At 69.3% G+C, this 10,801-nt stretch carries 11 protein-coding genes; 5 read left to right on the top strand and 6 right to left on the bottom strand.

All coding sequences use genetic code 11. From position 1 onward, the window contains the following. The first annotated feature begins 160 nt into the window (after positions 1-160). Positions 161-1,285: an FUSC family protein gene (locus tag UG56_RS09945; protein WP_045546804.1), complete on the top strand. Its 1,125-nt coding sequence runs from the start codon at positions 161-163 to the stop codon at positions 1,283-1,285. Here the strand turns inward: UG56_RS09945 and UG56_RS09940 are convergent. Next, complete coding sequence (locus tag UG56_RS09940) at positions 1,282-2,409, bottom strand: glutamate--cysteine ligase (protein WP_045546805.1); 1,128 nt, start codon at positions 2,407-2,409, stop codon at positions 1,282-1,284. The two genes, UG56_RS09945 and UG56_RS09940, sit on opposite strands and share 4 nt — an antisense overlap. An 82-nt stretch (positions 2,410-2,491) precedes the next feature. Here UG56_RS09940 and UG56_RS09935 point away from each other — a divergent pair, with 82 nt between their 5' ends. Then, a complete protein-coding gene (locus tag UG56_RS09935) occupies positions 2,492-3,838 on the top strand; it encodes a threonine/serine ThrE exporter family protein (RefSeq protein ID WP_256206535.1) in 1,347 nt (448 codons plus the stop codon). A gap of 3 nt (positions 3,839-3,841) precedes the next feature. Here the strand turns inward: UG56_RS09935 and UG56_RS09930 are convergent, their stop codons facing one another. From UG56_RS09930 to UG56_RS09920, 4 genes are read right to left on the bottom strand one after another with little or no spacing between them, the layout of a single operon-like run. Then, on the bottom strand, positions 3,842-4,369 hold the full coding sequence (locus UG56_RS09930; RefSeq protein WP_045546807.1) for a DUF402 domain-containing protein: 528 nt from the start codon (positions 4,367-4,369) through the stop codon (positions 3,842-3,844). A gap of 4 nt (positions 4,370-4,373) precedes the next feature. Continuing rightward, complete coding sequence (locus UG56_RS28325; protein WP_177191451.1) at positions 4,374-4,520, bottom strand: hypothetical protein; 147 nt, start codon at positions 4,518-4,520, stop codon at positions 4,374-4,376. A gap of 16 nt (positions 4,521-4,536) precedes the next feature. Next, positions 4,537-5,373, bottom strand: a complete 837-nt coding sequence (locus tag UG56_RS09925; protein ID WP_045546808.1) for an SDR family NAD(P)-dependent oxidoreductase — start codon at positions 5,371-5,373, stop codon at positions 4,537-4,539. Beyond that, positions 5,370-6,899, bottom strand: coding sequence for a flavin-containing monooxygenase (locus UG56_RS09920; RefSeq protein WP_045546809.1), 1,530 nt, complete (start codon positions 6,897-6,899; stop codon positions 5,370-5,372). The genes UG56_RS09925 and UG56_RS09920 overlap by 4 nt, the downstream gene beginning before the upstream one ends. A gap of 48 nt (positions 6,900-6,947) precedes the next feature. On the opposite strand from UG56_RS09920, the gene UG56_RS09915 reads away from it, so the two are divergent. The 3 genes from UG56_RS09915 (at position 6,948) to UG56_RS09905 (ending at position 9,303) form a co-directional block, all read left to right on the top strand. Beyond that, positions 6,948-7,556 carry a TetR/AcrR family transcriptional regulator gene (locus tag UG56_RS09915; protein WP_256206534.1) on the top strand — a complete coding sequence of 203 codons (609 nt, stop codon included), beginning with the start codon at positions 6,948-6,950 and terminating at the stop codon, positions 7,554-7,556. A 164-nt stretch (positions 7,557-7,720) separates the two neighbouring features. After that, positions 7,721-8,233 carry a SigE family RNA polymerase sigma factor gene (locus UG56_RS09910; protein ID WP_045546811.1) on the top strand — a complete coding sequence of 171 codons (513 nt, stop codon included), beginning with the start codon at positions 7,721-7,723 and terminating at the stop codon, positions 8,231-8,233. Next, on the top strand, positions 8,230-9,303 hold the full coding sequence (locus tag UG56_RS09905; RefSeq protein ID WP_071326999.1) for a nitrate- and nitrite sensing domain-containing protein: 1,074 nt from the start codon (positions 8,230-8,232) through the stop codon (positions 9,301-9,303). Before UG56_RS09910 ends, UG56_RS09905 begins: the two co-directional genes overlap by 4 nt. 89 nt (positions 9,304-9,392) lie before the next feature. On the opposite strand, the gene rocD is transcribed toward UG56_RS09905, so the two are convergent. Beyond that, a complete protein-coding gene (gene rocD, locus UG56_RS09900) occupies positions 9,393-10,631 on the bottom strand; it encodes an ornithine--oxo-acid transaminase (RefSeq protein WP_045551894.1) in 1,239 nt (412 codons plus the stop codon). Between the last annotated feature and the right edge of the window lie 170 nt (positions 10,632-10,801).

Here is a 10,801-nt window from a genome sequence, read left to right as displayed (position 1 = left end):
GAGGCGTCAGTCCCGTCGGCCGAGGCGTCAGTCCCGTCGGCCGAGGCGTCAGTCCCGTCGGCCGAGGCGTCAGTCCCGTCGGCCGAGTGGGCATCACCGTGCCCACTCGGCCGACGCGGGTGACGTCTCGGCAGGGGTCTGGACCGATAGGATCCCGCCCATGGCGTTCTCTGCTCCGCGGGTCACACGTGAGCAGGTGAAGTCCGACGTACGTCGCCGGCTGGCGCGGCTGAAGTCGAAGCGGTGGCACGTGCTCCAGGCCGCCGCCGCGGCCGGGGCGGCGTGGTTCATCGCGGCGTCGCTGCTCGGCCACGTCCAACCGGTCTTCGCGCCGATCGCGGCGGTGGTCAGTCTCGGCACCTCCTACGGCCAACGACTGCGGCGGGTGACCGAGGTGACCATCGGGGTCGCGCTCGGCGTCTTCCTGGGCGACATCGTCGTGCAGGTCATCGGCGAGGGTGCCTGGCAGATGACCCTGGTGGTGGCGATGGCCATGGCCGTCGGCATCTTCATCTCCTCGGGCCAGGTCTTCCGCAACCAGGCGGCGGTGCAGTCGATCTTCGTGATGGGGCTGCTGCCGACGCCCGGCGCGGCGTTCACCCGCTGGACCGACGCGCTGATCGGTGGTGCGGTCGCGCTGGTGGCGGCCTCGATCGTGCCCGCAGCGCCGCTGCGACGTCCGGGTGAGCAGGCGGCCGTGGTCGCCAGGAAGATCGCCTCGCTGCTGCGTGCCGCGGGCCAGGTGATGCTCGACGCCGACGCGGTCCACGGGCTCAAGGTGCTCGCCGACGCGCGCGCCACCGACCCGCTGATCCGCGAGCTGCAGGATGCGTCCGACGAGGGGATGTCGGTGCTGGCGGTGTCGCCGTTCCGGTTCCGGCATCGCAGCCACGTACACCGGATGGCCGAGCTGGTCGAGCCGCTCGACCGCGCGCTGCGGAGCACCCGGGTGCTGGTGCGGCGGGCGGCGGTGTCGGCCTATCGCGGCGACATCGTGCCGGAGAGCTACTACCAGCTGGCCTTCGGGCTCGCCGACGCCGTCGACGTCATCGAGTCCGAGCTCGCCGCGGGCCTCGGCCCCGACGGACTGAGCGAGGAGGCCAGATCGGTGCTGCTCGCGGTCGGCGAGCACTCGGCCGAGGTGGAGCGTACGGACTCCCTCAACGCCGAGGTCATCCTCGTCCAGATCAGGTCGATCATCGTCGACCTGCTCGGGGTCACCGGGATGGGGCAGTTCGAGGCGACCGACGCGCTGCCGCCGCTGCCCTCACGCCGAACGGCCTAGAGCGACCCGCGCAGGTCGCGTACGACCGAGTCCACGACCGCGACCAGGTCACCCTCGGTAGAGGCCGCGATCGCGCGTTGCCGCTGGTAGGAGGCACCTTTGTGGATGATGTCGTGCACCCCGGCGAGCTCCTTCTCACAGCCGAGGCGCGCGGCGACCGGCTCCAGCCGGACCAGCAGGTCGGCGAGGTCGTCGGTCACCAGCCGCTCCTCGGAGGCGTCGTTGAGGATCACGATCGCGTCCAGCCCGTAGCGGGCGGCGCGCCACTTGTTCTCCTGCACGTGCCACGGCGGCATCGTGGCGATCGGCTCCCCGGCCGCCACCCGGGCGTCCAGGTCGACGCAGAGGCAGTGGGCCAGCGCAGCGATCGCGGCCAGCTCCTGAAGGGTCGCGACCCCGTCGCAGATCCGGTTCTCGATGGTCCCGATCCGGGGCGAGGGCCGGATGTCCCACCGGATCTCGCTGATGTCCTCGATCACGCCGGTGACCGTCTGGTCCGAGACGTACGCCTCGAACTCCGGCCACGTCGCGAACTGGAACGGCAGCCCGGCGGTCGGCAGCTGCTGGAACATGAGCGCACGGTTGGACGCGTAGCCGGTGTCGACGCCGGCCCAGATCGGGGAGGAGGCCGACAGTGCCTGGAAGTGGGGGTAGTAGGTCAGCAGCCCGTTGAGGACCGGCAGCACCCGGTCCCGCTCCGGCATCCCGACGTGGACGTGCACGCCCCAGATCAGCATCTGCCGCCCCCACCACTGGGTGCGGTTGATCAGCTCCTCGTAGCGATGTCCCGCGGACAGTTCCTGGGTGGTCCAGGACGCGAACGGATGGGTGCCGGCGCCGAAGAGGTCCACCCCGAGATCGTCCCCGGCGCGTACGACCTCGAGGGTCGTCTCGCGGATCTGGTCGATGGCCTCCTCGACCGTCCCGCAGATCCCGGTGACGATCTCGACGGTGTTGCGCAGCAGCTCCTTGTGGATCCGCTCCGGGTTGGGAACCCGGGCCTTGGCCCGGGCGAAGAGGTGGTCGGCGACGTTGACCAGATCGCGGGTCCGGCGGTCGACGAGCGCAAGCTCCCACTCGACGCCGAGCGTCGGCCGGGGGGAGGGATGGAAGTCGATCCGCATGTATTGAGCGTTCCTTGCACGGGCCTGTTTGTCGAGCACCGTGAATGCCTGTCGATCACCGCCCCGATGGCACCCTGTGACGGTGGACGCGCGTGAGGTGAACCTGACTCTGGACTTCTGCCTCCGCGTCGGTGAGCTGCTGATCTCGACCGGCGCCGGGGCCGCTGACGTGACTGCGACGATGAGGTCGCTCTCCCAACATCTGGGGCTGCGCGGAGCCGAGGTCGACGTCACCTACACCAGCCTCTCGATGAGCTATCAGGCCGACCCGGAAGCGATCCCGATCCACACCACGCGCCAGGTCAAGAACCGCACGATCGACTACGACCACCTGACCGCCGTCGACCACCTGGTCCGTCAGGTCGTACGCGACGAGGTGGACCTGCAGGGCGCCCGGATCGCGCTGGGCCGGATCATCTCCGGCGGCCACCGCCGGCCGCGCTGGGCCGCGACGCTCGGGATGGCGGTGATGGCCGCCGCGTTCACCGTCTACGTCGGTGGTGATCCCTGGGTCGTCGTCCTCTCTTTCATCTCGGGCGCGTCCATCGACCAGCTGCAGCACCTCCTCCACCGCCGCTGGCGGCTGCCGCTCTTCTACCTGCAGGTCGCTGGCGCCGGCCTGGCCACGCTGCTCGCGGTCATCGCCGCGGCGCTGCCGCTGGACCTCGACGTCTCCACCTCGATCACCGCCAACATCACCGTGATGCTGGCCGGGATCAGCTTCATGGGTGCCCTGCAGGACGCGCTGACCGGCTTCCACGTCACCGCCAGCGCCCGGATCATGGAGGCCCTGGTCTCGACGGCCGGGATCATCGCCGGGGTCACCGGCGGTCTGGTCTTCGCGAGCGCGGTCGGGGTGCCGATCCACGGAGCCGTCTCGAGCGGCACCAGCACGCTGCAGTCGATCACCCTCGCCACCGGAGGTGGCGCGGTCGGTGCCGCGGCCTTCGCCTACGCGGCGTACGCCCCCAAGCGGACGCTGCTCCCGATCGCCGTCATCGCCGGCATCGCCGTGGTCCTCTCGATCGTCGTGCCCGGCGACGTCGGACGTACGTGGCGGGTGGCCGTGGCCGCCCTCTTCATCGGTCTCATCGCCTACTCGGTCGCCACCCGGCTGAAGGTGCCGCCGCTGGTGATCGTGGTCTCGTCGGTGGTGCCGTTCCTGCCCGGCTACTCGATCTACCGCGGTCTCACGATGCTGGCCCAGGAGACGCCGGCGACCACCTCGGTCGGCCTGGTCGCTCTCTTCACCGCGGCCTCGGTCGCGCTCGCCCTCGCCTCCGGCGTCTATCTGGGCGAATACATCGCCCAGCCGCTCAGTCGCCGGTCCTGGCGGATCGAGACGCGACTCTCCGGGCCGCGGCTCGTCGGTCCGCTGCGCAAGGACCGGACCGCTGCGCCGGTGCCCGTCGCCGAGACCGACTCGTAGGCCTCAGAGCCCGGCCAGCACCTCGAACCAGCGCTCAGGGGTCGTGTCGTACGGCGCCTTCCCCTCCTTGACCGCGAGATAGACCCGCTCGGCGGAGTCCTCGGTCATCGAGATGATCTCGGGCGGATAGCCGAACTCGATCTGATGGTGCTCGAACTCGTCCTGGTCGTCGATGTAGACCGAGCCGTCGAACTTCTTGACCACGTCGAGGTCCAGGTCGATGCAGGTGACGGTCGTGTCCTGCCACATCGGCGGAGTACACATGTCGACATATATCTGCGAGCTCACCCGCCCGTTGGGCTGGTTGAAGGCGGCGAAGTGAGCGGCGTCGCGGTGGGGGATGAGACTGACCGAGTCCCAGTCGGCGACCCACCCCTTGCCCGGCCGGGCGAACTCCGTGCCGACCGGGTGGCCGATCCACTCGCCGTGCTCGTCCTCGCCGAGGTAGATCCCGTCGAAGCCCCAGTGGGGCTTGTTGCCCCACTTCGTCATGTCGACTCGGATCCTGGTGCCTGCCTCGAAGCGCGTCATGGGGTCAATCTGCCACGACCGGCGCCGGCGGTGTGAGCGTGTCGAGGATCTCGAACCAGCGCTCGGCAGAACCGTCATGCGGCGCTATACGGGGCCGGCCACCCCACTTCGTGAACTCGACACGAACGGGGTGGCCGGCTTCGAAGCGCATGGGCGCCGATTCTGCCTCAGGCGTTCTTCTTCGGCAGCACGTATTTCGCACCCAGCGCGACCAGGTCCTGGTAGCGCGAGCCGGTGAACTTGCCGAAGTTGTGGATGACGTGGGCGTCGAGGCCGACCAGCACGCGGGCCTGCTTCTTCTCGATGCCCTTGATGATGATCTCGGCGGCGCGGGCCGGCTCCATCTTGGCGAGCTTCTCGTCGAAGAACTTCGCGGTCGCGGCCTGGTCGTCCTTGGCCGAGACGCGGGCGCTGCGGGCGACCGCGGTCTTGATGCCGCCGGGGTGGACCGAGGTGACGCCGACCTTGTGGCCGTCGATCAGCATCTCCTCGCGCAGCGCCTCGGTGAAGCCGCGCACGGCGTACTTCGCCGCGTTGTAGAACGCCTGGTCGGGCATGGAGACCAGCCCGAACAGCGAGGAGATGTTCACGATGTGGCCGTCGCCGGACTCGATCAGGGCCGGCAGGAAGAACTTGGTGCCGTGCACGACGCCCCACCAGTCGATGCCGATGATCCAGTCGATGTCGTCCCATTCGAGGTCGTTGACCCGGCCGGACAGCGCGACGCCGGCGTTGTTGATGACCACGTTGACCGTGCCGAAGTGGGCGATGACGCCCTCGGCGTACGTCTTGAAGGCCTCGCGGTCGGCGACGTCGAGCTTGTCTTCCTTGATCTCGCGGGCGCCGGCCTGCTTGGCGAGCTCGACGGTCTCGGCCAGGCCGGCCTCGTTGACGTCGGAGAGCGCCAGGCGGGCGCCACGGCCGGCGAGGTCGACCGCGAGGGCGCGGCCGATGCCGGAGCCGGCTCCGGTGAGTACGACTACCTTGTCGTCGAAGGACTTCATGCGGGAACACTCTCCTGGGTCGTGTCGGCGTGCTGGGTGCTGGCGGCGGTGACGACGTACTTGTCGACATCGAACTTGCTGGTCAGGTGGCGGAACAGGAACGTGAAGCTCGGCCACAGGGTGGTGTTGCGGCCGTGCTCGTCGAGATACCACGACGCGCAGCCACCCTCCGACCAGACGGTCTTGTCCATCTTGCGCTGCAGGTCGTCGTTCCAGGCGGAGGTGGCGTCCTCGGTCGGCTCGACGGTGGCGTACGCGTTCGTACGCATCGTGCGGATCGCATCGCGGATGTAGGCCACCTGCGACTCGATCATGTAGACCATCGAGGAGTGGCCCAGGCCGGTGTTGGGGCCGACCACGAAGAAGAGGTTCGGGAACTCGGGGACCGTGGTGCCCTTGTAGGCGCTCATCCCCACCTCCGCGAACCGCTCGGCCATGGTGCGGCCCTTGCTGCCGGTGATCGCGTGGGCGATCGGCAGGTCGGTCGTGTAGAAGCCGGTCGCCACGACGAGGACGTCGATCTCGCGGCTGGTGCCGTCCTTGGCGACGATCGCGTGCTCGCTCACCCGGTCGATGCCGTCGGTGATCAGGTCGACGTTGTCGGCGGCCAGCGCCGGATAGTAGGCGTTGGAGATCAGCGTGCGCTTGCAGCCGAGCGTGTAGTCGGGGGTGACCTTGCGGCGCAGCTCGGGGTCCTTGATGCCGCGGCGGATGTTGTTCTTCGCCATCAGCTCGTGGGCCTTGGTGAGCCTGGGCTCCACGGCCAGGCCCAGGACGCGGACCTCCAGGCCCCAGTAGACCGCCGCGCGGGCGAGCCGCTGGACGCCGGGGACGTGGCGGAAGGCGGCCTTCTCGAGCTTGGAGTAGCGGTGCTCGTTGCGGGGGAGGACCCAGGGCGCGGTGCGCTGGTAGACGTCCAGGCGGGCGGCCTTCTTCTGGATCTCCGGGACGATCTGGATCGAGCTGGCGCCGGTGCCGATCACGGCGACGCGCTTGCCGGTGAGGTCGACGTCGTGGTTCCACTGCGCGGAGTGGAAGATCTCGCCCTGGAAGCCCTCGATGCCCTCGATGTCCGGGAGCTTCGGCTCGGAGAGAGCGCCGGGGCCGGCGATGACGGTGGTCGCTGCGTACGTCTTCTTTCCGCTCTTGCCCTCCGTCTCGACGAGCCAGCGCTGCTGGGTCTCGTCCCAGGTCGCGGAGGTCATCGCGGTGTCGAAGACGAAGCGGTCGAGCGTGCCGGACTGCTCGGCGACCTTCTTGATGTACGCCTCGATCTCCGGCTGGGGCGAGAAGCTCATCGACCAGTCGGGGTTGAGCGCGAAGGAGTAGCTGTAGAGCTGGCTGGGGACGTCGCAGGCGGCACCGGGGTAGGTGTTGTCGCGCCAGGTGCCACCGACGCCGGAGCCCTTCTCGATGACGACGAAGTCGCGCTCGCCGTCCTCCTCGAGCTTGATCGCCGCACACAGGCCCCCGAAGCCGGCACCGACGATCAGGTGGTCGACGTGGGTGAGGTCAGCAGTGGTCATACCGAGAGTATTCTTGCCTATTGAACAGATGTCAATAGAATGGTCGGCATGAGCCAACGCACGAGACTGACGCCCGAGCAGCGCCGCGAGCAGCTGCTCGACCTGGGCATTCGCCTCTTCGCGCGCCACTCCCTCGACGAGATCTCGATCGACGTGGTGGCGCGCGAGGCCGGCATCTCGCGCGGGCTGCTCTACCACTACTTCGGCGACAAGATGGCCTTCCGTGAGGCGGTCGTACGCCGCGCCGCCGACGCTCTCGTCGCCCAGACCGCGCCGCCCTCGACGGGGGAGCCGGTCGAGCGCCTGCTGGCGTCGATGACCGCCTACGTCGACTTCGTCGACGCCAACTACGAGGGGTACGTCTCGATGGTCCGTGGCGCCGCGAGCGACCCGGTCCTGCGCGAGATCTACGACGAGGCCTTCTTGGCGTTGGGGTTGCGGATCTTCGATGCCGGTGCCGACTTCGTCGAGGACACTCCCGCCGCGCGATTGGTGGTGCGCGGGTGGCAGGCGATGTCGGAGGAGCTGGTGCTCTCCTGGAAGGCGGATCCCGCCGGGCTGTCGCGCGAGGAGCTGCTGGGGATGCTGGCGGGGTCGTTGCCGGTGCTGCTGGAGATGCTGCCGCGGAGCTCCGGGGTGGGTTCAGGCGAGCTGTAACACGTCGTTCGTAGGACTATCCGGTCGTTCTGATAGGGCGAGTAGTGCCACGAACGACGTGTTACATGGGCGCCCGCACTCAGGAAGCAGTTACCGGGACCCAACCGATGGACGACCGACTACGTCAGTAGGGCGTCGGGGGTCGGAACCGGAGGAGGAGACTGGTGAGTCGGGACGAGGAGTTCACCGCCTACGTCAGGGAGAGACGCGCGCACCTGTTTCGCGCGGCCTACCTGCTGTGCGGGGACGAGCATCGCGCCGAGGACATCGTGCAGCTGACGCTGTCGAAGGTGTACGCGGCGTGGCGAAAGGTGCGGAAGGCCGACAGCGTCGATGCCTACGTACGTCGGGTGCTGGTCAACAGCCATCTCGACGAAGGCCGCCGTCCGTGGCGGCGCGAGCGAGCGGGCGAGGTCGCCGACCGGCCGGAGCCGGCCGGCCTCGGGGTCGAGGAGCTCGATGAGCTCTGGGCCGCGCTGCGATCTCTACCCGCAGGTCAGCGCCGGATCGTGGTGCTCCGACACTACTGGGGCCTGTCGGTCGAGGAGACGGCCGCCGACCTCGGGGTCGCCACGGGGACGGTCAAGAGCCAGACCTCGACCGCCCTGGCCAACCTGCGCCGCACCCTTCGTCCCGGCCCCGCTTCCGCCGACGTTGCCCGAGGAGGCCAGCGATGAACACCTTCGACGACGACACCCTGCTGCGCGACAGCCTCTACCGCATCGGCGCGACCGCTCCGGTCCCGCTCGCGGACCCCGCCGAGGACGTACGCCGCGGCCGCCGCCGCGTGCGCCGGGCCCGCCTGGTCGCGGCCGTCGGGACCGTGATGGCGGTCGGGATCATCGGTATCGCCGGGGTGGCGCTCCAGCCCGTCATCGCCGACCGGGCCACCGATCCGGCGGGGTCGCCGACCGCCACCTCGACCTCGTCGGTGCGCCGGGCCGAGTCGGTCGCGCAGGCGCTGCCCAGCACGTTCGACCTGGCGATCAACGTGATGTTCGAGCGCGACGGCGCCTTGGCAGGCGTCCCCGACGTCGTGATGAGGCCGTTGCAGGCGACAACCGATGAGGCCATCACGATCTGGACGGCGAAGGCGGAGCAGATCGACGCCGGCGGCGACCAGGAGCTCGCGGACGTCCTCGGGAGGATCCAGCGGTCGTTGGACGGCATGGCGAAGACACGATCGGACATCCGTGACACGACCCAGTCCCAGGTGGTGGCGGCGGCCTACGGGACACTCGCCGACGATCTCCTCTCGCTCGCGACGCTCGTGCCGTCGGTCGGCGACGCCGAGATCGATGCCCAGATCGAAGCGCTCGGCGCCATTCGCCCGGCGTTCCGGTCATTGGGCGAGGAGCGGGCCCTCATGAGGGAGGCGCTCACGAAGCGCCAGCACTCGCAGGCGGCGGGTATGTCGGCCGAACCCATCAGCGAGGAAGACCTCGCCGCGCTCGCCTCGGCCGAGGCCACCTGGCGTCGGTCGCTCGCGGACTTCTACGCGGCGACCTCGGAGCGTCAGCGCGAGACCCTCGACCGGATCACCTTCAACACCGCGACCGACGGGGCCATCGGGGTCCCGGCGCACCGGGCGGTCAACCAGATCCTGTCCACCGGCAGCCTGGACCGGGTCACGCTCACGCCGGACGCTTACACGGGGTCCTGCACCGAGCTGATCCGTGGGCTGCAGGAGCTGTTCGTCGCTGCGGCGAACGAGATCATCGACGATCTCGCCGCGCTCGACCGCTAGAGACAGGTAACACGTCGTTCGACGTACTCTCCGGTCGCTCTCACAGGGCGACCAGTACGTCGAACGACGTGTTACAGCGCGGTCGGGACCTACTCGGAGACAGCCGCCTCGAGCTGGTCCAGGGCCCAGTGGAGGTCGTCCTCGGCGATCACCAGGGGCGGCGCGAGGCGGATGGTGGAGCCGTGGGTGTCCTTGGCGAGCACGCCGCGGGCGAGGAGGCGCTCGCAGATCTCGCGACCGGTGCCGACGGCCGGGTCGATGTCGACGCCGGCCCACAGGCCACGGGAGCGGAAGCCGACGATGCCCTTGCCGACCATGGCCATCAGCCGGTCGCGCAGGACCTGGCCGAGGGCCTCGGCGCGGGCCTGGAACTCGCCGGTCTCGAGCAGGTCGATGACGGCGGTGCCGACGGCGCAGGCGAGCGGGTTGCCGCCGAAGGTGGAGCCGTGCTGGCCGGGGCCGATGACGCCGAGCACGTTGCGGTCGGCGACGACTGCCGAGACCGGGACGATGCCGCCGCCGAGCGCCTTGCCGAGGATGTACATGTCCGGCTTCACGCCGGCGTGGTCGCAGGCGAAGGTGTAGCCGGTGCGGCCGAGGCCGGCCTGGATCTCGTCGGCGGCGAAGAGCACGTTCTCGCGGGTGCAGAGGTCGCGCAGCCCGATGAGGAAGTCGTCGCCGGGGATGACGACGCCGGACTCGCCCTGGATCGGCTCGACCAGCACGGCCACCGTGTGGGGAGTGATGGCTGCCTCGATGGCGGCCAGGTCGGCGTACGGGACCATCACGAAGCCGGGGGCGAACGGGCCGAAGCCGTCGCGCGCGTCGGCGTCGTCGGAGAAGCCGACGATCGTGGTGGTGCGGCCGTGGAAGTTGCCGCCCATCACGATGATCTCGGCCCGGTCGGCGGGCACGCCCTTGACGTCGTAGCCCCACTTGCGGGCGACCTTGATGGCGGTCTCGACGGCCTCGGCGCCGGTGTTCATCGGCAGCACCATGTCCTTGCCGCACATCGCGGCCAGGCGGGCGGTGAACTCGGCGAACTGGTCGTGGACGAACGCGCGCGAGGTCAGGGTGACCTTGTCGAGCTGCTCACGGGCGGCGGACAGCAGTGCGGGGTGGCCGTGACCGAAGTTCAGTGCGCTGTAACCGGCCAGCATGTCGAGGCAGCGGCGACCGTCGACGTCGGTCACCCAGGCGCCCTCGGCGTGGCTGATCACCACCTCGAGCGGGTGGTAGTTGTGCGCGGAGTGCGCCTCGGCTGCAGCGAAGGCGGCGGGGGTCAGGCTGGTCGCAACGGTGTCCTGAGCTTCGTTGAGCAGGGTCATCGCACTCCTCCATCTCGTGGGGTGTTCTCGGTGATCTGAGCCAAGATCATCTGATTGTCAGACAATCCTACGATCAGGCTACGCCAGATGTCCCATCGTTGTCGCCACGGCAGGCGCGGGCGGTGAACACCGGTGCCGAGGGCGTGTGGCCCGGGGGGTATAGATTCCGT

Origin of the sequence: Nocardioides luteus (assembly GCF_000960475.2) — a bacterium.
GTDB classification, from domain to species: domain Bacteria; phylum Actinomycetota; class Actinomycetes; order Propionibacteriales; family Nocardioidaceae; genus Nocardioides; species Nocardioides luteus_A.
This window is presented reverse-complemented; position numbering and strand designations above follow the sequence as displayed.

Coding starts and splice junctions, on each gene's coding strand:
- UG56_RS09915 (WP_256206534.1), top strand. CDS start 6,948: ATGAGCCAACGCACGAGACTGACGCCCGAGCAGCGCCGCGAGCAGCTG.
- UG56_RS28325 (WP_177191451.1), bottom strand. CDS start 4,520: ATGCGCTTCGAAGCCGGCCACCCCGTTCGTGTCGAGTTCACGAAGTGG.
- UG56_RS09925 (WP_045546808.1), bottom strand. CDS start 5,373: ATGAAGTCCTTCGACGACAAGGTAGTCGTACTCACCGGAGCCGGCTCC.
- UG56_RS09945 (WP_045546804.1), top strand. CDS start 161: ATGGCGTTCTCTGCTCCGCGGGTCACACGTGAGCAGGTGAAGTCCGAC.
- UG56_RS09905 (WP_071326999.1), top strand. CDS start 8,230: ATGAACACCTTCGACGACGACACCCTGCTGCGCGACAGCCTCTACCGC.
- rocD (WP_045551894.1), bottom strand. CDS start 10,631: ATGACCCTGCTCAACGAAGCTCAGGACACCGTTGCGACCAGCCTGACC.
- UG56_RS09940 (WP_045546805.1), bottom strand. CDS start 2,409: ATGCGGATCGACTTCCATCCCTCCCCCCGGCCGACGCTCGGCGTCGAG.
- UG56_RS09930 (WP_045546807.1), bottom strand. CDS start 4,369: ATGACGCGCTTCGAGGCAGGCACCAGGATCCGAGTCGACATGACGAAG.
- UG56_RS09920 (WP_045546809.1), bottom strand. CDS start 6,899: ATGACCACTGCTGACCTCACCCACGTCGACCACCTGATCGTCGGTGCC.